The sequence below is a fragment of the Clostridium sp. OM05-6BH genome (assembly GCF_003481635.1).
GTDB lineage: Bacteria > Bacillota > Clostridia > Lachnospirales > Lachnospiraceae > Butyribacter.
In genome coordinates, this window is sequence record NZ_QULH01000021.1 from 11757 (window position 1) to 34603 (window position 22847).

The 22847-nt window shown below is 38.5% G+C and carries 28 protein-coding genes and 2 pseudogenes; 25 read left to right on the plus strand and 5 right to left on the minus strand.

The genetic code is table 11. From position 1 onward, the window contains the following. Together DXB73_RS12435 and DXB73_RS12440 are read left to right on the plus strand one after the other, a co-directional pair. Positions 1–217: helix-turn-helix transcriptional regulator (locus tag DXB73_RS12435; RefSeq protein WP_207665874.1), on the plus strand; the 217-nt coding region annotated here is incomplete at its 5' end. 150 nt (positions 218–367) lie between these two features. After that, positions 368–1273, plus strand: a complete 906-nt coding sequence (locus DXB73_RS12440) for a phosphotransferase (RefSeq protein ID WP_118691357.1) — start codon at positions 368–370, stop codon at positions 1271–1273. Positions 1274–1411: 138 nt separating this feature from the next. Here DXB73_RS12440 and DXB73_RS12445 read toward each other — a convergent pair whose 3' ends face one another. Further along, positions 1412–2707, minus strand: coding sequence for a tyrosine-type recombinase/integrase (locus tag DXB73_RS12445; protein WP_055182527.1), 1296 nt, complete (start codon positions 2705–2707; stop codon positions 1412–1414). A gap of 86 nt (positions 2708–2793) precedes the next feature. Then, positions 2794–3423 (minus strand): helix-turn-helix transcriptional regulator, encoded by a 630-nt coding sequence (locus tag DXB73_RS12450; RefSeq protein ID WP_003505395.1) that lies wholly within the window; start codon positions 3421–3423, stop codon positions 2794–2796. 174 nt (positions 3424–3597) lie between these two features. Here DXB73_RS12450 and DXB73_RS12455 point away from each other — a divergent pair, with 174 nt between their 5' ends. From DXB73_RS12455 to DXB73_RS12515, 13 genes are all read left to right on the plus strand, one after another. Further along, positions 3598–3828, plus strand: a complete 231-nt coding sequence (locus DXB73_RS12455) for a helix-turn-helix domain-containing protein (RefSeq protein ID WP_003505382.1) — start codon at positions 3598–3600, stop codon at positions 3826–3828. Positions 3829–3972: 144 nt separating this feature from the next. Next, entirely contained in the window at positions 3973–4287 is a 315-nt protein-coding gene (locus DXB73_RS12460; RefSeq protein WP_014080633.1) for a hypothetical protein, read from the plus strand. Further along, complete coding sequence (locus tag DXB73_RS12465) at positions 4287–4592, plus strand: hypothetical protein (protein WP_117483110.1); 306 nt, start codon at positions 4287–4289, stop codon at positions 4590–4592. The genes DXB73_RS12460 and DXB73_RS12465 overlap by 1 nt, the downstream gene beginning before the upstream one ends. After that, a complete protein-coding gene (locus DXB73_RS12470; RefSeq protein ID WP_118691358.1) occupies positions 4568–6289 on the plus strand; it encodes a MobA/MobL family protein in 1722 nt (573 codons plus the stop codon). Before DXB73_RS12465 ends, DXB73_RS12470 begins: the two co-directional genes overlap by 25 nt. Beyond that, on the plus strand, positions 6267–6977 hold the full coding sequence (locus tag DXB73_RS12475) for a DUF6040 family protein (RefSeq protein ID WP_118691359.1): 711 nt from the start codon (positions 6267–6269) through the stop codon (positions 6975–6977). The genes DXB73_RS12470 and DXB73_RS12475 overlap by 23 nt, the downstream gene beginning before the upstream one ends. A 353-nt stretch (positions 6978–7330) precedes the next feature. Next, the gene (locus DXB73_RS12480; protein WP_118691360.1) at positions 7331–8044 is read left to right on the plus strand and encodes a LytTR family DNA-binding domain-containing protein; all 714 of its coding nucleotides are present in this window, start codon (positions 7331–7333) and stop codon (positions 8042–8044) included. After that, the gene (locus tag DXB73_RS12485) at positions 8041–9411 is read left to right on the plus strand and encodes a GHKL domain-containing protein (RefSeq protein WP_118691361.1); all 1371 of its coding nucleotides are present in this window, start codon (positions 8041–8043) and stop codon (positions 9409–9411) included. Before DXB73_RS12480 ends, DXB73_RS12485 begins: the two co-directional genes overlap by 4 nt. 288 nt (positions 9412–9699) lie before the next feature. After that, positions 9700–10479: a FlxA-like family protein gene (locus tag DXB73_RS12490; RefSeq protein ID WP_118691362.1), complete on the plus strand. Its 780-nt coding sequence runs from the start codon at positions 9700–9702 to the stop codon at positions 10477–10479. 21 nt (positions 10480–10500) lie between these two features. Further along, entirely contained in the window at positions 10501–11256 is a 756-nt protein-coding gene (gene fliD / locus DXB73_RS14975; protein ID WP_243104129.1) for a flagellar filament capping protein FliD, read from the plus strand. A gap of 29 nt (positions 11257–11285) precedes the next feature. Then, complete coding sequence (locus DXB73_RS12500) at positions 11286–12185, plus strand: hypothetical protein (RefSeq protein WP_118691363.1); 900 nt, start codon at positions 11286–11288, stop codon at positions 12183–12185. Between the two features lie 27 nt (positions 12186–12212). Then, complete coding sequence (locus tag DXB73_RS12505) at positions 12213–13160, plus strand: hypothetical protein (protein ID WP_118282262.1); 948 nt, start codon at positions 12213–12215, stop codon at positions 13158–13160. Between the two features lie 40 nt (positions 13161–13200). Then, positions 13201–13950 (plus strand): DUF6033 family protein, encoded by a 750-nt coding sequence (locus tag DXB73_RS12510; RefSeq protein ID WP_118691364.1) that lies wholly within the window; start codon positions 13201–13203, stop codon positions 13948–13950. Between the two features lie 46 nt (positions 13951–13996). Then, positions 13997–14284, plus strand: a complete 288-nt coding sequence (locus DXB73_RS12515; protein WP_347559549.1) for an HTH domain-containing protein — start codon at positions 13997–13999, stop codon at positions 14282–14284. Here the strand turns inward: DXB73_RS12515 and DXB73_RS12520 are convergent. Together DXB73_RS12520 and DXB73_RS12525 are read right to left on the minus strand one after the other, a co-directional pair. After that, positions 14281–14397: pseudogene (locus tag DXB73_RS12520) on the minus strand (IS3 family transposase); the annotation flags it as partial. The gene DXB73_RS12515 and the pseudogene DXB73_RS12520 sit on opposite strands and share 4 nt — an antisense overlap. Continuing rightward, positions 14391–14498 (minus strand): annotated as a pseudogene (locus tag DXB73_RS12525) (toxin-antitoxin system protein); the annotation flags it as partial. The pseudogenes DXB73_RS12520 and DXB73_RS12525, both read right to left, overlap by 7 nt. A gap of 499 nt (positions 14499–14997) precedes the next feature. Here DXB73_RS12525 and DXB73_RS12530 point away from each other — a divergent pair. From DXB73_RS12530 to DXB73_RS12570, 9 genes are all read left to right on the plus strand, one after another. Further along, positions 14998–15414 (plus strand): YjdF family protein, encoded by a 417-nt coding sequence (locus tag DXB73_RS12530; RefSeq protein WP_118676437.1) that lies wholly within the window; start codon positions 14998–15000, stop codon positions 15412–15414. Positions 15415–15511: 97 nt separating this feature from the next. Continuing rightward, positions 15512–15985, plus strand: a complete 474-nt coding sequence (locus tag DXB73_RS12535; RefSeq protein ID WP_118691366.1) for an N-acetyltransferase — start codon at positions 15512–15514, stop codon at positions 15983–15985. 330 nt (positions 15986–16315) lie between these two features. Further along, positions 16316–16762: a type II toxin-antitoxin system PemK/MazF family toxin gene (locus DXB73_RS12540; protein ID WP_182448338.1), complete on the plus strand. Its 447-nt coding sequence runs from the start codon at positions 16316–16318 to the stop codon at positions 16760–16762. 5 nt (positions 16763–16767) lie between these two features. After that, entirely contained in the window at positions 16768–17097 is a 330-nt protein-coding gene (locus DXB73_RS12545; protein WP_118691368.1) for a helix-turn-helix transcriptional regulator, read from the plus strand. Between the two features lie 13 nt (positions 17098–17110). After that, positions 17111–17473: a hypothetical protein gene (locus DXB73_RS12550; protein ID WP_118691369.1), complete on the plus strand. Its 363-nt coding sequence runs from the start codon at positions 17111–17113 to the stop codon at positions 17471–17473. A gap of 65 nt (positions 17474–17538) precedes the next feature. Next, positions 17539–17913, plus strand: a complete 375-nt coding sequence (locus tag DXB73_RS12555; RefSeq protein ID WP_118691370.1) for a type II toxin-antitoxin system PemK/MazF family toxin — start codon at positions 17539–17541, stop codon at positions 17911–17913. Further along, positions 17897–18112, plus strand: a complete 216-nt coding sequence (locus DXB73_RS12560; RefSeq protein ID WP_118558951.1) for a DUF6462 family protein — start codon at positions 17897–17899, stop codon at positions 18110–18112. Before DXB73_RS12555 ends, DXB73_RS12560 begins: the two co-directional genes overlap by 17 nt. A gap of 210 nt (positions 18113–18322) precedes the next feature. Further along, positions 18323–19555 carry a site-specific integrase gene (locus DXB73_RS12565; protein ID WP_118691371.1) on the plus strand — a complete coding sequence of 411 codons (1233 nt, stop codon included), beginning with the start codon at positions 18323–18325 and terminating at the stop codon, positions 19553–19555. A gap of 621 nt (positions 19556–20176) precedes the next feature. Then, positions 20177–20656, plus strand: coding sequence for a hypothetical protein (locus DXB73_RS12570; protein WP_118691372.1), 480 nt, complete (start codon positions 20177–20179; stop codon positions 20654–20656). A gap of 51 nt (positions 20657–20707) precedes the next feature. Here the strand turns inward: DXB73_RS12570 and DXB73_RS12575 are convergent, their stop codons facing one another. Further along, positions 20708–20866, minus strand: coding sequence for a DUF6364 family protein (locus tag DXB73_RS12575; protein WP_118691373.1), 159 nt, complete (start codon positions 20864–20866; stop codon positions 20708–20710). 271 nt (positions 20867–21137) lie between these two features. On the opposite strand from DXB73_RS12575, the gene DXB73_RS12580 reads away from it, so the two are divergent. Next, a complete protein-coding gene (locus DXB73_RS12580) occupies positions 21138–22430 on the plus strand; it encodes an IS110 family transposase (RefSeq protein ID WP_118691374.1) in 1293 nt (430 codons plus the stop codon). Positions 22431–22847: the final 417 nt, after the last annotated feature.

Below are 22847 nucleotides of genomic sequence, written 5' to 3' on the forward strand. Positions count from 1 at the left end.
GCAGGAGCAGGTAGCGGAAGCAGTTGGACTTGAGCCGGGAACGATCAGTAGGATAGAGCGAGGAGCAAAGGGAATGTCGATTGACTCGCTGTTGATGTTTAGTGAAATTTATGGAGTGAGTACGGATTACATACTGAAGGGGGACAAAACTGTGGCATCATCTGATGCATTATTGGAAGAATTGGGGGCATTAGTGCAGAAATATAAGAGTTTGTAGGCGGGAGAAAATATGATTTTTCCATTTCGTCATGCAAGTTGGTGATTGAAAAGGTTATGATGTCTGATATAATATGATGTGTGACGGAGATGTGGTCAGATACAAATCGGAATTTTTTCGTCAGTCTATAGAGGGGAGGAAAAATGCTCAATGGATTACAAAGATGCGATCGCAATATTTGAAAACAACACAAAAAGAAGTGTTGTTCAAATAGAACGCTGCAGTGTTGGTATTGCGAACTATGTTTTTATTGTCTCCACTGCAAACGAAAAGTTTGTTCTCAGATGCAGTAAAGATGAAAATGCCTATAAAGATACTGTTTATTGGCTTAATAGGTTGTCTGTATGTGAAATACCGATACCGATTGTCTTGTCAGAGGGAAAATACAAAGACTATTCCTATCTGATTCTCTCTTATATCCGTGGAGATGATATTGGTAATGTCTATTGTAAATTGAATGATAGCGAGAAAAAGCAAATTGCCAAGGAAGTAGTTAAGATACAGCGAAAGGTTTCAAGGCTTGATATCCATGCGGATATGGAATGGACATGGAACTGCTTTGTTGACAAAATGCTGAATCGTGCTGAAAAGAGAATAAAAAGAAAGAACTATTTTGACTTTAACAAAATATATATCATAAAGAAATTACAACAAGAAATACAGGAATATTTGGATAAGGTTCCGATAGCACCGTATTTGGATGATATCAGTACAAAAAACTTATTGATTTATGAGGGTAATGTATCTGGGATAATAGATATTGATTGGATGGGATTTGGTGATATGCTTACCTTTGTTGCATTGACAAGGGTTTCATTACTCAATATGGATTTGGATACTAAATATATTGATTATCTATTAGACGAGATTCGTCCAAACACGATAGAGTACAAAGCGTTTATATTCTACTGCTTGATTTATTGTGTGGATTTCATGGGGGAAAGAGGTATGCAATTTCTTGATAAAACAATTCCAGTAAATGAAAATATAATCGAGAGATTGAATGATATCTTTGACTTTCTTATGGAAGAATGGGACAAATATTGCAAACGGTAAATTCCAGTTTGCCGAAATATATTTCTAACTTTCCCTATTTTACAGGCTTTCCAGCCTGTGCATTAGCGAAACAATATGTATTTTCCCTTATTTTTGCCCTTATGAGATAATCGTAAGGGAAATAAGGGAAAGTTTTATTTAGTCATTGCCTGCCACTTTATCAAGTAACCTTGCAGATTCCCGCTTGGCTTTTCTTGTAGAGTGTGCATAGACATTCATGGTGGTACTGACATCTGAGTGCCCTAACAGTTCCTGCACATCCTTTGGTGCTGCTCCATTTGCCAGAAGGTTGCTTGTGTAGGTGTGTCGCAACTGGTGAAAATGAAATCCTTCAAATCCATCCAGTTTCTGAGCAATCTTCCTGCAAACAATTCCTAACGTGCTTGGCAGTTCCAAACTTCCATCCGGTCTTAAGCAGACAAAGGATATTTCCTTATAATCTTCAGGAACATTCTCTGTTCCGTCCAGATGATAGAACTCATAGTAAACTCTGTTTTTGTCTTTTACTTCTCTGTAGTAGTTTTTATGGTAAAGTTCTCCGTACTGCATTCGGTTTTTAAGTTGTTCCTTTCGGGCATTGCGAAGAATCTCTGCCAGTGTATCTCCAAAATCAACAATCCTTACCTTTTTTCGTTTGGTTGGTCCGATGATATTCTTGTGCCTTGAACCATCATATCGGATACTGCGTCTGATTGTAAGGCACTGTTCTTCAAGATTCACATCCTGCCATGCCAGACCACAGGCTTCACCGATACGAAGTCCTGCATAATAAGCTATCTGGATTGGAAGTATTGCCGGTGGATTGTAATTCTGTAGAAATTCAATCAGTCTTTCATAATCCTCTCGTGGAATTGGCTGTATATCGCCATCCATGTCATCATCGGAAAACAGGTCAACCTCATCCGTCTGGTATTTCAGCTTAATATACTGCATCGGATTGAAAGTGATATATTGCTTTGGTGATACTGCAAATCGGAATGACTGCTGTAATACTGCCGAGAAAGAACGAATGTAATCTTTGCTATAACCTTTTCTTTCTGAACCATCTGGATAAGTGCCACCAAAGGAAAGCAGATTGAAGAAGGCTTGTAAATGCTCAGATGTTACATTTTTCAACTTTCTCTCTGAAATTGGATGCTTCTTGATGTTGGTAATGGCACCGAGGTAATTCTGGACTGTCCCATTACTGAGCGTACCGGTCTTTAATTCTTCCTCTGCCCATATATCAAGTAATTCTCCAATTGTAATATTTTCCGACTTTGCAATGAATTTCTTGCTTTCGTAATCGTCCATTGCCTGACGGAGCAGTTTTTCCGTTTCACTTTTACTTTCTGTTCCAGCGTATTCTTTCTGAACCAGATTGCCGCTTGCATCTTCTACATAGAAGCGGTAGTACCATTTCTTTCCTTTTTTTCTTACAGATCCTTTTGCCATAATCGTGTGTCTCCTTTCGATATCAGACAATCGGAACTGATGAAATGCTTCTTGCGTGTAAGTATATCATAACTCCGGTTGTCGTTCTATACCGAATCGGAATCCTCATACAAAACTTCTGATAAAAGATTTTCAAGCCTTTGTTCTGCCATTTCCGGTTTCTTGGAATAAAGCCTTACGATATCTGCCATGTCGTTAAAGGCATTAACAGTGTGGGTGATCTCCCGGAGAAACATAATCTCGTTATATTCATCATTCGATTCAAACCCCATTACTTTTGCAATATCAGCTTCATTCGTGTTGCCCTTGTAATTCTTGCAGGCAAACTGGAATGATTCCAGAAACAGGTTATATTGCTTTAACATCAACAGCAGTAAATCTTTGGAAAAAGCATCTTCCTTTTTACTAAGGTCGAGAGGTAACTGTTTGAGAATATCGCCCATTGCATCACGAATCTGTAATTCTTTCTTATCCGTAATATCGGTTTCGTATTCATCGGTTTCCCCTCTGAGCCATTCAATAGATACATGAAGTGCTTCCGAAAGACCTTCCAGCACCATCTTTTTGGTATTGTCAATCGAACCATTCTCATATCGCAGGATTGTGGAAGCGGTAACTCCCATCTTCTCTGCAACATAAGGCTGTGTCAGATTTAATTCCAGACGACGCTGTTTTGCCCTGCTGCCTATCAGCTTGCGTAGTTCTTTATCTTTCATGCTGATTGCCTCCTTTTTCGGTATGTATGAATTATAGCATGTACCTCACATAATTGCAATATGCAATATAATAATTATTTTTAAAATTTCATAACGCTTGACAACACAATATAAAACCGCTATACTAACAGCACAACAAAAATTGCATAATGCAATTCATAAGGAGGTGACAAGATGACGGAAAGAAAGATTGCATTATCCATCGAGGAAGCAGCCGACTATACAGGAATTGGCAGAAACACTTTGAGAAAGCTGGTTGAATGGAAGAAACTTCCGGTATTAAAAGTCGGAAGAAAAGTCCTTATTAAAACTGACATTCTGGAAAAGTTCATGGAAGCCAACGAGGGGCGAGATCTGAGGGATAAAGGAAATGTAAAAGCTGTCACAAGAAATGTGGCAACTTAAAAAGGCGGCTTCCTAAGAAACCGCCAAAGGTTCTATCAGACCGAAGCCATGATATACCTACACGCAAGAGGATTATACCATGTGCTTCTCCTGATATGCAACCGGGAACTGTTGTTTATCGGAAAAAGAAAGGATGAAGACGATATGGCGAAATCAACAAAGACTTATGAAGAAAGAATACGTGCATTAGAGAAAAAGGAACAGGAAAGCATTGAAGCTACAAAAAAGCTCATTGCACAGCGGAAGGAACTGGAAAAGCGAAAGAAAGCAGAGGAAAGTAAAAAACGAACCCACAGGCTCTGTCAGATTGGTGGCGCAGTGGAATCGGTTCTTGGCTGTCCGATTGAGGAGGAAGATTTACCAAAGTTGATAGGCTTCTTAAAAAGGCAGGAAACAAACGGAAAGTTTTTCTCAAAGGCGATGCAGAAAGAGCCACTTACAGATATGGAGGAAGTGTAATGGCGGAGGGAGTGGTTTTTCCATTCCCTTCATTGCCTTTGAATGAAGGGCGCACTTATGGACAACCAGAGGTCGTCCTTATAAGTTTGCCACAAGTGGCAACCGGTCTGCGCTTACGCTTGCCGGGCTCGTTCCGTCGGCGGGGCTTTCAGCCAGACCTGCTCATGCCGCAGGGGGCACTCTTGCGCAGAGGGCGTTCCGACAGCTTCACTTCTGCCAAACCAGAAGAAGATGCTGTCGGAAATCAATGCCGGATACGGCAGAAAGGGGGAATTATATCATGGCGATATTTCACTTTACAGTAAAGATTGTCGGGCGCAGTAAAGGAAAATCTGTCATATCCGCATCGGCATATCTTAATGGAGATGTGATGAAGAATGAGGAAACAGGCAGAATCAGTTACTATACTTCCAAAAAGGAAGTCGTCTACACCAGTCTGATGATGTGCGAAAATGCACCTCCTGAATGGCTGCATGTACCGGAAGAAAATATAAAAAGGTTTCAACAGTCTATCCGTTATAAAAGAGCGGATGATAAAGATGCCGCACTGGAAAAGTTTAAAATCACATTTCAGAAACAGCGTCTATGGAATGAGGTATTGAAGATAGAAAAAAATGCAGATGCACAGCTTGGACGCTCATTTGAATTTTCCCTGCCGAAAGAATGGAGCAGACAGGAACAGATTGATTATACAACCGAATATATTCAAAAGACTTTCGTGGATAAGGGAATGTGTGTCGACTGGAGCATACACGATAAGGGCGATGGAAACCCACATGTGCATTTACTTGTAACCATGCGACCATTCAATCTGGATCATTCATGGGGCAGCAAAGAAGTCAAGGACTGGGATTTTGTCAGAGATACTGACGGAAATATCGTGGTTGATGAATCCCACCCGGACTGGTGGCAGGATAAGAAAAATCCTGATCGGCATGGAATCCGCATTCCGGTACTTGATGAAAACGGAGTACAGAAAGTCGGGGCAAGAAACCGAAAACAATGGAAACGGGTTCTGACCGATGCTACCGGCTGGAATAATCCAAAGAATTGTGAGTTATGGCGAAGCGAATGGGCTAGGATGTGTAACCGGCATTTATCCATAGACAATCAGATTGACCACCGCTCTTATGAAAGACAGGGCAAATTAAAAGTCCCTACGATTCATGAGGGTGCGGATGCAAGAAAGATTGAGGAAAAATATCTCACCGGACAGATAAGGAAAGGTTCATGGAAGGTAGAGGAAAACCAGATGATTAAAAAACAAAATGCACTGCTGCAAAAGGTAATTGCAACCTTTGGTAAGGTATCCGGTGCATTGTCAATATGGAAGGAGTGGTTGAATGACATTAGAAGAAAGCAAAGAAGTAATTCCCATGATGGAAGCAATGATTACACAGATAGAGGAACAGCAGAATATCATGGCAGAGATGCTTCAGGAGATACAGGAAAAGGACGAGAAGCTGATGTGCTTTCAGGAGCAGGAAGAACGATTGCAGCAATTAGAGAAAGAATTGTCAGAGCTGCTACAAATCTTACCAGATACAGAAGAACTGTTGATGCTTCTGGAAGAAAAGACAGACCAGATACAGAAACTCACAGACGAAAATCAGCAATGGCAGGAATTGGCACAGAAATTAAACAGCGAGAACCGGCTATTGCAGAAACAGAACAGCGAATTACTGAACTTGAACAGCAACTAGAGAAAGGAAGGTTGATTGATGAACGAATTAAGAAACTCAAAGAGCGACGATCAACTGGAAGAGTTACTTCTGCTGACGGAGCAGATGCAGGAAGAACTCGACCAGAAAGACCGGACTATCCGGGAACTGAAAGTGCAGCTCGACGAATCGCTGACCTTGAACGAGAGGTTAAACAGCGAGAACAGAGCAGGGAACATTCAAGCCTTAAAGAACGACTTGAGGAAAACAAAAGAATTGTTGCAGAGCGAGAAAGAGAAAACGCTTACCGCAAAGGACATGATAGAGGAATGTCGAGATAAGCTAAGGCAGGCAGAACAGGAACGGGACTATGCACTCTCCCATCAGAAAAAAGTAGAGATACCGGTTGAAAAGCCGGTACTCTATCAAAAGTGTCAGAATTGTAATCAGACAGCTTATCTAAAAGCTAAGGAAAGGTATGATACGCAGAGAGAAAAACTGGCAGGCAGATATAAAACAAAAACAGTCATGTATGAAGCATTGATGTTTCTGCTGATATGGTATTCTGTATCGACTACTCTTTTCCAGATGATACGGTCAAAGGTATTCATTTCTGATTGTATGGTATTCTTTGATACAATCGCCACTTTTGTACAAACCATTGCAGGGGGGATTATACCAGCAGCAAAGAACATGGCACAGATTAGTAATGGAATATCCAATCCTGTCGTTGCCGGAATTGTATATTGGCTGATAAGAATATTGATTTGCGGTGGCTGTCTGGTGGGTGCGGGAATATTTTTGGCATTCATCGGAATAAAGATTGTAGGTCTATATAAGAAATACTGTTGGGACATGATTACCATAATGGTAATACTTATAAGCATGGCAACAGCTATCTACTTTGGGAATTGGATAAAGACAGCATTGCCAATCAATCTGCTATTTTTCTTATTATTCGTGCAACTGGTATATGTTGGAATCAGGTGGTATGTAAAAGGTTGTCGGGAAAACAGAGGTTGTGTTTAAAATGAAAAACTTGTCTGAGACGCAGCGAAGTAAATAAAATGAGTAGTATAGGAAGGCAGTAGTGTGTGAATAAACTGCTGGCTTCTTTTTTGATAGATACAGTCACGCCCAGAGGTATGTCGCATAGTAAAGTAATAATATCAATAGGACGATATAGAAAATGCGGGGAAGCATGGTATTTCAATGAGTTTGAGATACAGTGCTTTCGCGTATTAACAGGAAGCAAATAACGCGTTATATGTGATATTCTATTTCACAACAAAAAAAGGTCGGTTCACAACATGGCGGCTAGCTATTAAAAGACTTTTTCCGATATAATAAATATAATTGTATGTAAGTAAGGAAGTGACAAGATGCAAATAGCAATCTGTGATGATGAAAAATCTATAGGATTGATATTAGAAGAAAAAATAAAAAAATTATTACCGGATGCAGTAATAGAAAAATATTTATCTGGTGATGAATTGATTGCAAGTGGTTGTGAGCCGGATATTCTATTTTTGGATATTCAGATGCCAGGAATGGATGGAATGGAAACGGCAAGGATTCTGCGTCAGAAAAATGAAAGAATGGTATTGATATTTGTAACTGCTGTGGAGGAGTATGTTTTTCAGGCATTTGATGTTTCAGCATTTCATTATCTGGTGAAACCGTTTTCAGATGAAAAATTTGAGGAAGTTGTGAAACGTGCAGTCAGAAGCATTAAAGAATATTCTGAAAATCAATTGGATGAAAAATACATGATGGTGCAGTCCGGAGGAAGCCATATGAAAGTGATTTTGAAGGATATTGTGTATGCTGAGGTATATAATCGAAAAGTCATTATCCATACACGGGATACGAATATTGAATATTATGGAAAATTGCAGGAACTGAGTGAAATTGCGGGAGCAGATTTTTTTCGTACACACAGAGCCTACCTCGTACATTTCAAATATGTTCAGAAATATGATGCAAATTGTGTGACGATGGAAAATGGAACTGCATTGATTGCAAAACAGAATTATTCTGAGTTTGTAAAACAATATTTGAAATATAATCAGAGGAAAGGAAAAGAAATCGGATGAGTTTGGTAGAAAAATGCTGGATGGTTACATCGAAAATTTCTGTTATTGCACTCCTTATGATTACAGGAATCTATTTTGGAAAATTTGTTTGTCCCTATATAAAAAAGAAAAAAGGGGCTGTGGCAGTCAGTATTGTTTATATTACGATTATGCTTGTTTTATATATGATTCCGCCACAGATTGATAATTTTTCCGCATATCTGATTGGAGTTATAGCAGCGTTTCTTGTGATGTATGTAGAGGACAGAAGAAATATATATCAGAAAATATTTCTTGCAATTACGTTCTTTTCGATCCGATGGTTAACGGTTGCAATGGCAGCCAGACTTGATGATCTTGTTACAAAAGCACTTGTATTTCGGAATATGAGTGCAGAAAAAGTGTGGTTGCAGTACGGACTATATGTTGGAACCAGAGTTTTGGATATTGTACTTTGTATTGCTTTTATTGCGGTTGCAATAGGACTGATCAATAAAGCGTATATATACAAAAAAGATGAAATGAGCGTCAAAGAGATGGTAATGCTTATTATACCTTCGCTTGTAGGCGTCACTGGGTATGGCATTTTACAATATTATCTCATGATATACGAAAGAGATACTGGAAAGAACTTGATTGATACATATGGATTTTATGGAGCTTTAAGCTTTTTACACTATCTGATTTCCATAGTCGCTATTCTTGTTGTGATTGTAATGTTCCAAAACTGGAAAGAGATGCAGGAAGAACAGCGGGGACAAGAGCTGGTATTAAATCAGATCAGTGACATGAAAAAGCATATCGGGGAAGTCGAAAAGTTGTATCGGGATATCCGCTCCATGCGCCATGATATGGGAAATCATATACAGACACTGGAACATCTCGTGGCACATAATAATATGGATGATGCTACAGAATACTTGGAACATCTGAAAAATGAATGGGACGAGGTATCTCCGGAAATAAAGACAGGAAGTCCGGTAATTGATGTCATTTTGATGGAAAAGCTGAGAGAAGCAAAAGAAAGGCAGATTCGGTTTCTGTCGGATTTTCATTATCCGCAGAATACGAAGTTAAATGCATTTGATCTGAGTGTGATCATGAATAATGCCTTGAATAACTGTATGGAAAATGTAAGTGGAGATGATCCGTATATCAGTATTTCTTCTTTTCGGAAAAACAGTATCTTTATGATAACCATAAAAAACAGTTTTGGGGGTCAGCTTAATTTTGGTGATAGCGATTTGCCAGAAACAACAAAATCTGGGAGGGAACATGGAATGGGTTTGAATAACATTCGCCGGGTTGCCAGAATGTATATGGGAGATATATCTTTGGAGCAGGGAAATGAGGAAGTAATCCTTAGCATTATGATGCAGGTAGAATAAAGAAATAAATTGGCACTATGTATTTTGTAAATTACAGAAATTACAGAAATATGTAGTGCTTTTTTTGCGAAGGTAGCGATGAAAATATGTTGCTTGTAACAATATTTGAGGAGCACTGCGACAGTCTGAAAAGCATTTTCAGACTGCTTCACAACGAAAAAAGGGCGGTTCACAACATCACGGTTTATTGTGAAGAAAGATATGCCGAAAGAAAAAATAAAGAGAAATCATGTTATACAGATTTTCAGGAAACGGATTTCAGAGTATTAGCTCAAGGAGGACAACGAAATGATGAAAATTAATGGATTTAACGGAACGAATACGCAGATAGGAGCAATGGGAATGGCACAGGCGAATGATTCTGTGAGTAAAAATATTCAGAATCAGATTGCAAATGCACAGCAGAAATTGCAGGACTTATCATCAAATGAAGAACTGTCATTAGAGGATAAGATGAAGAAACGTCAGGAGATACAACAGGAAATTACAAATCTCAATCAACAGTTAAGACAGCACCAGATTGAACAGAGAAAGGAACAGCAGAGTAAAAAATCATCTATGGATGATATGGTGGCTGGTACAAAAAACACATCTGCAAAGAAAGGAACAGGCTTGTCACAGGCAGGTATGCGGGCAATGATTTCCGCAGATTCATCTATGAAGCAAGCAAAAGTGCAGGGTAGTATGGCAACACAGATGGAAGGAAGAGCCGGTGTGCTTGAGTCTGAAATCAAGCAGGATGCTGGAAAAGGCAATACCGAAAAGAAAGAAGAAGAACTGGCAGATTTGCAGGCAAAAGCGCAGTCTGCAACAGCATCACAGATGTCTTCACTTTCAGATGCAAATAAATCGATGGAAGAAGCAGCAAAGGCAGACAACCGTACAGATGCAGCAGAAACAAAGAAGAATCAAACGCAGAAAGCAGAGAATACACAGGAAAATGCAGATACGGCAACAGATGCATCAGAGAATGCAGATGTTAAAACAGAAACAGCAGAAACAATAAAAAATCCAGCATCAGAAAGTGGACAGTCGGTAGTATATACACCGATCGATATACGTTTATAGTTTGAAAAGGAGGCTGGTGTTATGTCAGAAATCAAAAGTTTTAGTGATTATACAAGTAAATATAACAGCAATGTAGATTTTTCAGCGTTGTTTAGTGGAACGTCAGATAGTTCATCAGTAGGCAATACAAATATGCTTTCTGATTATGCTGCAATCAAAAATGGAAGCTATGGAAAACTTATGAAAGCATATTATGCAAAACAGGATGCTGAAAAATTATCGGGAAAAGGTGATACTTCACAAAAACTTACCTTGATGAAAACAAGTGCAGATTCTCTGAAAAAATCAGCAGATGCTTTGAATGACTCTTCTCTTTGGGGAAAAAAGAAAATAAAAAAGAAAGATGAAAAAACGGGGGAAGAGATTGAGGTAGAGGATTATGACTGGGATAAAATCACCAAGGCAGTAAAATCTTTTGTTGAAGATTATAATGATGTAGTTAAGGAAGCCGGAGAATCTAATACAAAGGATGTATTGCGAAATGCTTCATGGATGACTGGAATGACAGACAAAAACAGTAATATGCTTGCCAAAATAGGTATTACCATAGGAAAAGGAAACAAGTTGGAATTAGATGAGGATGCTTTAAAGCAGGCAGATATCAGTTCGCTGAAAACGGTCTTTACAGGATATAATTCTTTTGTAAGCAAAATATCGCAGAAAGCAACTGGTATATCGAATGCTGCAAACCGGGCGAGTGCAACCTATACAAATAATGGTACGTACTCTAAGACGGATTCTTCTTTGACATCGAGCAAGATAGATAAAGAAGTATAGAAAGTGTGGACTAACTTAGGGAGGTTGCTATGAAAGTTCAAGGAAATAGGTATATTAATAATCCAGAGATGATAAAAAATAAGGTTGAGAAGAAAACAACTGTTCCTCAGAATATTATTTCGGAGGATGATGTGAAAATCAGTGATTCAGCAAGAAAGTTAGTTGAGACTGCTCGTAATAAGGTATCGGATTTTCATACAATGCATTTTTCATCTATTAATGGAGCAATAAGAGAGATACCAGCAGAATATAAATGTGAAAATTTATTCAAATTAGATTTGAAAGCAACTTCCATTTCTGGAGAACAAAGTGCGTTTGAAGGCTGTTCGGAAAATCAGTCAGAGGTTTTTGAAAAATGGCTGGACGAAAATGCTTCTGAATATTTGACAGAAGATGAAATGAAAGATTTAAAAGAGAAGATTAATGCAATGACAGCAGATGTAGATTTTTTGAATGCTCAGGAGGGATATAGAGGAACTTCCTATGAATCTGTATTTTTGTTAAGTGCAAGTGAAGCGGGGCTAAGAAAAGTAAATGAAATGTATGTTCCAGAGCAATTACAAGCAGGTTTTTCAGACATTATTGACGAATATGTTCATTTTAATGATTCGGCACGTAATTCTATCATGGAGAAAATGACACCAGATTACATGGTTGTTGGAATTGGAAGCAAAACAGAATCTTATAAGTACAAGTCAGAAATAATCTCAGATGAGACAGCTTTTTATACAAATGAGAAGAAAGAGATAAGTGGTATCTGCAATCAGTTTTTAAATGGTAAAACAGATCAAAAATTATTTTGTAATGAGATGAAAGACCGTTTAAATGATTACTATGGAAGCAGGTATGAATTAAGGAATCAGCCAGAAGCTGTTGAAGGCAGAGTAAATAATATGCTGGACAAATTGCAGCATATGTTTGGCGTTTAATGTTGAAAAAGGGTTTGGAGAATAATTATGAAGACAGTGACAGATGTAAACACAGTAAACCAGCTATTGACATATTCAAAACAGGCAGAGGCAGGAATACACCAAAAAGCAATACAGATGTTGCTTGGAGCAGGAAATAATAAAAAACAGGACAGTTTAAGTATTTCTGATGCTGCACGAGGCTTTTCAAAGCAATCAATAGCTGCACTGATAGATAAAAATGCGAATATTTCTAACAGTGAATTGGCTTATTATTTTGCAAACTATAATAATTCAAGTGCTATTTTGGATGCAATCAATTTTGGGGAGAATGTTTCCTGTGGATATAATTCTGATTTTAAGGAGTACGGGGTTATTTCCTTTGACCTTAATGGGAGCAGACAGGTAGTACCTAATTATGCAGTACCGAAAATGAATACAAGCACCATGTCAGGCATTTGTGCTGCAAATAATTCTTTGGTATTAAGTAATAAAAGTTATTATTCATGGACAACATCAAGTGGCGGTAAATATACATGGACGGTCAACAATGGAAGGATAGGCTGGGCAGCCTCGGAATCGTTGCTTGCAGAGAATACAAATCAAAAAGGGACAAATTATAAGTGGGAAATGCGCAAAGCAAGTAATATTTTATCTGATCTGGCACAGGGAAAGAGTGTGTGGGGTTATCTCTACAGTAATGAGGAAGTACTGTCAGTCTGTGAGAAAGTCGGGATTTCTCCGGGATTCTTTTCTATAGATACGGGAGCAGGAAAACACACTTATTTATTGCAGGAATCAGGAAAGACCATAAATGTTGACGCCAAGATAAAACAGTTAAATGATATAAACTGGATAGAAATCGGGTATAAAGAAGGAGATACGTTTTCCGTTTATGGTAAAGAGTATGCTATTGACAGCAGTGGGCATATCAATGTTTCGGCAGAAGATGAATTTACATCAACGGAAATTAAATATCCAAGTCGTTCAATATAATAGAAATTATTTTAAGTTTCAATAACAGGGAGGTAGGATTATGGCAATTACAGGTATCAATAACAGCAGTTGCACATCGTATTATGCTTCAAATTACAAGAATACTGTTAAAAAAACAGATAGTGAAAAGGATAGTACAAATACAAAAGACGGCAACGTGACAACAAGTACAGTTGAATTAAAAACATCACGTCCCGGTGTGACAAAAACAGAGCAGATTAAGACGGGGTATAGCAATGTAAATGATTATTCAAAATACTTGCAAGGAAAATACCATTATATGAATACGGGAACGACTTCAATGCAAGGGGTTCCGACAACAGTATCCGTTTCAAGTGCATTTTTACAGAAGTGTATGAATGATCCGGAAAAAGCAAAGTATCTGGAGGAAAACTTAGCAGCCATTCCAGATTGTGCAAAAAGTGCGGTGAATGGATGTTTGGGCACTTTGACAAATCTGAGTTATAAGATTGATGAAAACGGAAATATTTCGGTGGCAATATCTGGTACAAATGATCCAGATGGGAAAATAGCGAAAGAGAATGCTGAACGAAAAGCAAAAGAGAACAGAGAAAAAGAGGAAAAAGTAAAAGAGAAAAGAGCTGCTAAAAAAGCAGAGGAAGAAAAAGCTGCAAAGAAACGTGCAGAAAAATCGGCAGAAGGAAAAGAAACGGGTGATTATACCTTATCCGTAACTGGTAATGATGTAAAAAGTATGACACAGAGCCTTGTAGCAGAATCTGTGAGTATTTCTGCACCTGATAGATCAAGTTTTGATATTAAGGCATAAGAGGGTTCGGTAAAAGGAAAATATCAAATCAATGCATTAGTTGGAAGTGCTTGTTTCCTATTATGGCATATCCAAGCTAACGATAGCAAAAATGGCTGGTGTTGAGGAAAATGATATTGACAGGCTTTTAGTCAATCCACCAGAAAAGATTGAAATCGAAGTAAAGTATAAAATTGCTGTGACTGTTATGGAGGGAGTATCCCAAACAATATTAAATAAGCAACGGCTTAACAACAGAAAACTGCTGTTAAGCCGCATCAATTATCATAGAAGATCTGAATTTACAGAAAAAATTTCACACCGGAGGGTGCGGACATTTTCTTGGACAGGCTAAACAGCCAATCCAAGTCTACGTCTGTACTCCATAGGACTCATGTATCCTAATGTTTTTTTTATTCTTTTTTCATTATACCAATCTATATAATTATTTAAAGTATTTATAAATTCTTTTCAGCTTCCCAGCAATCAATGCGGAGCATATAGCCAGCAGAGCTGTAAACATCAATACTATTGCGCTGTGGATTGTATTCTGCAAATATTGTTCTCATCGTATCTTATCTCTCCTTATCATTCAATCAATTATCAGATACAAAAATCAGAAGCATTTCAATCAGTTCACCATGTCACTTTTATTTTGTGTTATACTGTTTTATAGATTTTTCTTGCCCTTGTATTTGCACTTATCAGAGTTCGTAAACACTGATGGGACGATATAACACAAGGGAAACAATAAGGAAAAGCTCACCTGCGATAAATCCAGTGTTTTCAAGGGCTTGTGGAGAATTTAATAACAAAATATAACAGTTATTAAATCTCTTAAAACAGGTGAAATCTCAATTCAAGTTTGTTGAATTAAGAAAATCGGAATTGACCGAATAAGTTAATCGTGCCATATGGCTTGATTATAAATACAAAGATAAAAACGCAATGTACATTAAAAATGTACTAGAGCTGGTAGGTAGCCCAGCCGTCCTATGCAAATAGGGTAAGTAATCTGCCCCTCCGGGTTGTCCATTCTTTGTTCAATTCATTTTAGGAGGGATTCTTATGGACAAAGCAAGTGGAAAACTGACGGTATATTTTGAAGAACCATTTTGGGTAGGTGTATTTGAACGTATTGAAGATGGTAAACTATTTGTGGCGAAGGTAACATTTGGTGCAGAACCAAAGGATTACGAAGTGCAGGAATATATTCAAAAATACTATTTTAGTTTGAAATTCAGTCCGGCTGTTGAAACTGTTGTAAAGGATATAAAAAGAAATCCAAAGCGTATGCAACGAGAAGCAAAAAAGCAGACGATGGAAACAGGCATCGGCACAAAATCGCAGCAGGCATTAAAATTACAACAGGAACAGAACAATCAGGAGCGTAAAGAGAGAAGCCGCAAGAAAAAAGAGGCTAAAGAACAGCGAATGTTTGAGTTGAAACAGCAAAAGAAAAGAGAAAAGCATAAGGGACATTAAAGTCCCTTGGGCTTTTGCACAATTCGATATTTAACGGAGGAATCATTATGTGTGGAATGACAACTGATTTATAAATAAAAATAAATCGGAGGTTTATATGAATTATTCAATAAGAGAATTAAAACGAGATGAAAATAAGATATTAGATACTTTTTTATACGAGGCAATTTTTATTCCTGAAGGTGTTCCAGCACCGTCCAAAGATATCATTAACAAACCAGATTTGCAGGTATATGTAAAGGACTTTGGTGAGAACAAGGGAGACTTATGTTTGGTTGCTCAAGTTGCGGATGAGATTGTTGGTGCTGTATGGGTTCGGATTATGAATGATTACGGTCATATAGATAATGAAACACCGTCTTTTGCGATTTCACTTCTTAAAGAGTATAGAAACTATGGTATCGGAACAGAATTAATGAAACAGATGCTAATGGAATTAAAACTAGAAGGATATAAACAAGCATCATTAGCTGTTCAAAAGATGAATTATGCTGTCCGTATGTATAGGAAGGTAGGATTTGAAATCGTTGATGAAAATGATGAAGAATATATTATGATTTGTAATTTATAGGAACTTTCAACTTCCGGTTTGCCTGGGAGTTGTTGTAAGTAGATATAAGAGAGCTAACAATGATTATAAAGATTTATGATGAGATAAAGTCATCAGTTGTGTTACATTCTATTGGCATGTAGGCAGTTCGAGAGGGCTGCCTATTTTTTTGCGCAAATTTTCCTATCAGTACCAGTAATTTACTCTCTGGGTTCTCTTTATTCAACATCTGCATTGATATACTTGAATTGTCCGTAAGGGACAACCACTTGCAAGTGATACAAGAAGATTTAGTCGTGTGATACAGAACTATATTACATGATGGCAGATAGAATCAGGAGGAAACAGACAATGACGAATGATAGTAGAAGATTTGGATTTACCTATGGTTATGACGATGCTGTTACAGCGGCGATGCAGGAGAGAACATATCAATGGATGGATATTGTATTTGTGGACTTTGGTGAGATCAGTGGTGATTGCCTGCTTAGAAAGTCCAGACCGGCAATCGTATTGAGCGGGACAGAATATAATGAGAGTTCCCCGATTCTTACCGTTGCACCTATGACAAGAAGCTTGAAAGGACTTGACAGTAAGTATCATGTTTTCATTGACCGGGAGGACTGCAACAATGAGCTGAATACATCAGGAATGTGTATGCTGGAGCATTGTCAGGCAATCGACAGACGGCAGATCAAACATAAGATGGGGCATGTTTACGATGAACGCTTGCAGCAGAAAATCTGCAACGGATTGGCATTTCATTTACAGCTTATGGACTATGTGGAAGGGGTGTGAAGATCATGTTTCAGTATGATGGATTAGTGGTAGGACAGAGGATTCGCAATCTGCGTATTGAGGCAGGATATGGATTGGGTGAGTTCAGTGATGAACTTGGCAAGTCGGAATCACATATCAAGCAGGTAGAATTAGGAAGTCGCAAGATTTCATTGGATCTGTTGATTTCCTTGATGGAGGTTCTCCATGTCGATGCAAACAGTATCTTAGGGGAGAGTTCTGATCATAAGGACAATTCGATTGATGCCAAATTGCAGGAATTGCCGGAACCACAGAGACAATATTTTACGGCGGTGTTTTTAATAATGATGGCAAATTATCCGGCTACAGCGTAAGGAGGTACAAGCTATGAGTAAGAAGAATAAGAAGTTGATGTGTGCTGTTTATTTATCTGTAGATGTTCCGGAAAAGGAGATTCAGGACAAAGAGGAGAAGCAGTTTCGGTATATTAAGGATTACTGCAAGGGCAATGGTTTGAAAATAGTGAAGTCGTATCATCGGGCAGGACTTTCCAGATGTGAGATGCAGAAGCATTTTGTGGAATTGGCGAGACAGATTGAGGTCGATGAACTGCAGGCAGTTGTCATTGCAAATTCACGGTATATTTCCTGTGGCGTGTATGATCTGTATATGAAAGTAGGTCGGATTGCGGCAGCAGGTGGCAAGGTATATTCCGTAGATGAAGGTTTGCTGGAGTTGCCAATACAGTAAGAGATGACAAGGAAATAGAGGGATAGCTGCTCCCGGTGCGAGGGAGCAGCAGAAAGGAGCGATTTATGAACATTATGAGAGGTAATGTGATCTATGCGGATCTGGGACAGCATCCAAACGAATGTGATTCCAGACAATCCGGTGTCAGACCTTGTGTGGTTGTCAGTAATCCGAAAAGCAGAATCTTAAATGTTTGTCCATGTTCGACCAGAACAGATAAGAAGTATAATCCGGTACATGTGGAGATCTTAGCGGAGGATATCAAAGGGTATCCAATGAAGAAATCTGTGGTAATGGTCGAGCAGATCGTACCGATCGACCGCAGACTGGTAAAGAGCAAGATCGGATATATCTGTAATAAGGAAGTAATGAATGCGATTGATGCGGCAATCTGCATTCAACTAGGTATTAAGGAGGAAGCGTATGGCAGTGAAGAATAACAGAGAGGGAGCAAAGCCTGCAAAGATAAAAAAGCGTTTTGTCAGATACCGTGAAGGTGCAGAACTCTATAGTATGAGTGAAAGAAAGTTTATGGATCTGGCAAAGGACGCACAGGCAACTTATAAGATCAATCAAGTGGTTTTAGTGAATTGTGATATTTTAGATGAATATCTGGAGTCATTCCGGATTACCGATTGACGGAAGGAATGGATATAGAATTGATAGGAAAGATTTTTTTATGCAAATGTCAGAAAATGCTTGCAAACATATGTTCGATATTGTATACTGTAGTTAGATTGAATAACAAAATTGATTTTTCAATCATTGGATACAAATCTGGGAGCAAGCAGGATATTTGTATTTAAGATTCTTTCCTATTTTTATGTGGATAGGAAGGAAGTGGATGCTATGGCAGGACGGAAGGATAGCAGAGGCAGAGTCCTTAAACAAGGGGAATGTCAGAGAAAGGATGGTCGATATTCATACGCATATACAGATCCATTTGGTAAGAGACGTTATATTTATGCGAATGATCTGATGAAGCAGCGATCACGAGAGCAACAGCTTCAAAAGGATCAATTAGATGGATTGGATATTTATACTGCGGGAAAAGCTACAGTAAATTATGTTTTCGACAGGTATCTTTCGATGAAATCAGAGCTGAGACCATCTACATATACCAGTTATGTGTATATGTATGATCGCTATGTGAGAGATACATTCGGGAAAAAGCTGGTGGCAGAGGTGAAGTATTCAGATGTTATGTTTTTTTATGAGCGTTTGATGCAAAACTATAAATTGCAGGTTGGAACAGTGGACAAGATTCATACCCTTATTCATCCGATCTTCAAACTGGCAGTCCGTGACAGTATTATTCGTATCAATCCGGCAGATGGCTGTATGGCTGAGATTAAAAAGAAAAGCACTACAGGTGCAAATAAAAGAAAAGCTTTAACAATACCACAGCAGAAAGCGTTTATTGATTACACGCAGCATAGTGAAGTCTATTATAGATGGGCTCCATTATTTACGGTGTTGCTGGGAACCGGATGCAGAGTTGGTGAGATTATCGGCTTGCGTTGGGAAGATGTTGACTTTGCAGAACGTACGATCAATATTAACCATAGTGTTTCGTACAGAGCCGATGCAAAAGATGATTTCAGATGTTCGTATTCTGTATCTAAGCCTAAGACGGAGGCGGGGATTCGGAATGTACCTATGTTGGATGCAGTCTATGAGGCATTGCAGGATGAAAAGCGATACCAGAAGATTGAAGGCAGTAATGAAATGACGATTGACGGAATGAGTGGATTTATCTTTCGAAATCGTTATGGAGCTGTTCATAATCCGCAGGGAATCAATAAGGCGATCAAGCGGGTATCAGATGCATACAATGCTGAGGAGATTATTAAAGCGAAGAAAGAAAAGAGAGAACCGATACTGATTCCTCATTTTACCTGTCACCATATGCGGCATACATTTTGCACAAGATTGTGTGAGCAGGAGCCAAATGTGAAAGTGATTCAGGAGATTATGGGGCATAAGAACATTCAGACAACACTGGATATTTATGCTGATGCTACGGAAGAAGCCAAGAAGGAGTCGATGGTTCGGTTATCAGAAAAACTAGATGTATTTTAATATGTGTGAGCTAGGTTGCAGTTTTGATGGTGTTATGCTATATTGTAATGGTAACCGAAAATGAATGATTAAATTATCATATTTCTATAGTATAGTTTTGCTTTGACACCAGAATATGGAAAATGACATCACTTTGACATCTTTTTTGATGTGATAGATGCAGTTGTAGGCGGCTATATGCATTATTGAAGAGTTGACAATATAATATGCAGATAATTGACTACAGAGGAATTATTTACGCTATGCTTGTATAATTAGGAAGGCTGGTTCTGGTCTTCCCGACAATGAAGTCATTAGACAAATAAAATGCCGAAAACAGGACGTTTTCAAGCGATTTAATAGGCTTGAATTTGTATTTTACGACTAAGTTACGACAAATGATGAGCCATGATATAGTAAAAAAATATTTCTGAACTTGAAAAACAGGTTGCTAAATTCAGAGAAACTGTATATACTAAGGATAGAAGTAAATGTTTGCCGCTTGCTGATGGTGCGGGGTATAAATAATTCAGTTCGTAAATGAAGCCACTTGCTATACAGGTGGGATAAAAATAGTATAGTTCGTAAATGTTCCCCATCAGGTAACTGGTGGGGAATTTTATCACATAGGAAAGGTTATTTATGGAGATACAGCAGGGATATTCTTATCATATCAAGGACGAATTTTTTGATTTGGTTCAGGATAAATATTTGATGAGTAATAAGGAACGGGGAAACTATCGTCCTCATTATTATGCGATTCAGGATAGAAAGAATCCTAAATTGTATTGGATGATACCAATAAGTTCACAAGCCGAGAAGTATAAAGGTATTATTGAAAAGAAAAAGAAGAGATATGGTAAATGCAATACGATTGTGATTGGTTTATTTGCAGGAAAAGAAAATGCTTTTTTGATACAAAATGCATTTCCTGTTATTGAAAAATATTTTGACCATATTCATACGATTCAGGAACAGCCTGTAACAATACATAAAAAGCTGGATAAGGTACTTGTGGAAAATCTGAATGAAGTATTGGCTATGTATAATCGGGGAATAAAATTGACTTTTACGGATATTAAAGCAATTAGAAATATTATGGAAGAAGAACTTGGAAAATAAAGAGGACATCATTGCTTATGTGAATGTAAGTAATGGTGTCCTTTTTGGTTTCTAGTCATTGGATTTTTTATCAATACTATTCAAATGTTCCTTCAATACCATATTTATATACTGACTGAATGACCTATCATCACTCTCTGCCAGTTGTTTTATTCGTTCAATGACGTCTTCATCAAGGGTAATACTCACTTTATTTTTCAATGGTTTCATTCAATCACCTACCTCTCTGATAATATATCATCAAGTCATACTTAATATTGAAAAGTAGGATAAAGTATGATAAAGTAGTATTGCGAAATATACTGTAATATTTAATGGTAAAGCGTCAAGATATGAGGTATAATGTAACTACCAAATGTGAAGAAGGAGCTTCCTGTATAATAAAAAATGTGGATGTTGAAAATTGAAAATACCTCAGAGTACAATAAGACTACTGACTTGGCGGTTAGTAAAAATCTTATTGAACAGAGAGGTATCTACAATGAAGTCTAACACACAGAATGCAAAAATTGAAGCTATTACAGAAAAAACTTTAGTACTCGGAATTGATGTCGGAAGCGAAACGCACTATGCCAGAGCTTTTGATTACAGAGGAATCGAGTATTCGAAGAAACCATTTAAGTTTAGTAACACAGAGGCTGGATTTGTGACATTTAAGGAATGGATCTTGGACCTCAAAGAAAAACATGAGAAGGATAAGGTGGTTCCGGGCATGGAACCAACCGGTCACTACTGGTTTAATCTGGGGAAATTTCTTCAGGATAATGAGATGAAACCGGTTCTTGTGAATCCCCATCATGTCAAGAAATCGAAAGAACTCGACGACAATAATCCAACTAAAAATGATCGTAAGGATCCAAAAGTCATTGCAGGGTTAGTTAGAGAGGGACGCTACATGATCCCGTACCTGCCGGATGGTGTTTATGCTGATCTCAGAACAGCATCAAACATAAGATTCCAGTTACAGGCGGAACTTACAAGAATCCAAAACAGGATCAGTCGTTGGTTCAATATATATTTTCCTGAATATAAGACGGTATACGGGAAGCCGGATGCCAAAAGCGGAATGCTGATCCTTAAGCAGGCGCCACTCCCGGAAGATATCCTGACGTTGGGTATTGAAGGGGTGAACCAGATCTGGCGGGATGCAAAGATGAGGGCAGTTGGAAAGGCGAGGGCGAAGACCCTGATCGAAGCTGCAGAGCACAGCGTTGGAAGCAAAGAAGGGGCAGTATCTGCAAGAATGGAGATCCGAATGCTTCTGGAAGATTATGAATCCAGAAATATACGTCTTCAGGAAGTTATGACTCTGATCGCAGAGTTGGTAAATCAGATCCCGATGGCTGAAAAGTTGTTGGAGATCAAAGGAGTGGGAATCAAGACGGTGTCTGGTTTCCTTGCAGAGGTAGGTGATATCAGCCGCTTCAACAATCCAAAGGAACTGCAGAAGCTCGCAGGACTGGCGTTGGTTGAGAATAGTTCTGGAAAGCACAATGGAAGGACAACAATAAGCAGACGAGGTCGAAAGAGGCTCAGATATCTGCTCTTTGAGGTTGCAATGTCGCTTGTGGCGAAGAACCCGGAGTTCAGGGAACTCCATACTTATTACACAACCAGAAGACTGAATCCATTGAAGAAAATGCAGTCACTTATGGCGGTTGCAGCCAAGCTGATACGTGTCTTTTATGTCATGCTGACCAAAGGAGTGGATTATGATCCGAAAAAGATGGTTGGTGACATCAAGAGACCGGCAGTTTATCTACAGGCTGCATAAGAAAGACAAGTAACTATAGTGGAGGCTGTCGTGTGGGCAGTCACTGAATCAAATAGAATGTAACAGATAACGTCCACTGGTCACAGTGCTGTAACAGGAAGCGAGTCAGTAATCATAAAAACAAAGAATGAGCCAGTAGTCGGCAGGAATATTATCCATGGGGCATGACCTCGCAAAGGAGCATAGCTGACACCCTGGTTATGGGCAGGCAGGACGAAGGAAGTTAGGACCTCTGGAGACGGAGATGATCCTGGTGGATATAGGAGGTTAGCTGCCATAGAGGGAAGGGTATACACAAGGCCAGTAAAACGGAAAAAATGACGTTTTATTTCGTATACCTTAAAACCGCTATTTCAGTACCCGATACATCGAAATGCTCATAGCTATGGTTTATTCGCTGAGATAAAAAGGTTGAGA